The sequence below is a fragment of the Streptomyces nanshensis genome, assembly GCF_001751255.1.
GTDB classification, from domain to species: Bacteria; Actinomycetota; Actinomycetes; order Streptomycetales; family Streptomycetaceae; genus Streptomyces; species Streptomyces nanshensis_A.
Window position 1 is genome coordinate 1 of sequence record NZ_LJGW01000522.1, and the last position, 1002, is coordinate 1002.

Annotated in this window: 1 protein-coding gene; it reads right to left on the minus strand. The window is 75.3% G+C overall.

What is annotated here, in order from left to right; translation table 11 throughout:
- Positions 1–62: 62 nt before the first annotated feature.
- Positions 63–1002, minus strand: a 940-nt coding sequence (locus AN218_RS29495) for an alpha/beta hydrolase (RefSeq protein WP_244900828.1), incomplete at its 5' end; no start/stop codon positions are given.

The following is a 1002-nucleotide window of genomic DNA, read 5'->3' on the forward strand; positions in this document are numbered from 1 at the left end:
ATTTCACGGGCGGGCGGAGACCGTACGGCGGACCCGGCCGTGCGCCTCATGGCCGCCGCGCGTCATGGCCGTGCCGCGCGCACCGGCCGCACCGCGTGCAGCGCCGCCGCCACCTCGCGCGGATCCGGCGGCCCCATGTGCGAGGCGCCCGGGAAGTCGCGGACGTGGAAGGGGTTGTCCGGGGTGAGCGCGTCGGCCTCTGCGATCATCCGGTCCTGGAGCGCGGGCGGCACCAGCCGGTCCCGGCCCATGCGCAGATACGTACGCGGCACACGCCCCCACCGCTCGGCCCCGCCGACGGCCCGTTCGCCGTACGCGCGCAGGCTCTCGTCGGTCTGCATGAGACCGAGCATCCGCCGGAAGGCCACGTCGGAGTGGTCCGCGCAGATCATCTCCTTGAAGACGGCGAGGTCACGGGCCGCGCCCGTACGCCAGTTGAAGCGCGCGACGCCCAGCTTCTCCGGGTCGCCGATCAGTTGCCCGTCCGGATCGACGGCCGTCGAGCCCTCCGGCGAGGACGCGCACGCCTCCAGCGAGGGCATCGTGCGGCTGGGGCAGAAGGCCGCGAAATAGCAGATGTGGGCGAGGAGTCCGGGCACGGCGTCGGCGACCCGGCTGACGCAGAGGCCGCCCATGCTGTGCCCGGCGAGCACCACCGGACCGTGGCGCGCCGCCTCGCGTACGTACTGCTCGACGCGGTGCGCGTAGTCGTCCAGGCCGAGCCGCGCCAGCGGCGACGGTTCGACGGCCAGCGCGTGCGGATCCTGCCGCTGGTAGGACTCCGGCACGAACGCCTCGGTGCCGTGCAGCGGCAGGTCCACGGCGACGGCACGGTGCCCGCGCCGCTGCAACTCCCGGGCGATCCCGGCCAGATGGGCGCCGGTGCTGTGGGTGCCGTGCACGAGGACGTAGGTACGCGGACCCGTCCCGTGCCGTCCGCGCCGGCTCCCTGCGGCGTGGGCGACGCCCGTGCCCGTGCCGCCGGCGAGCGCCGCGCCGCCC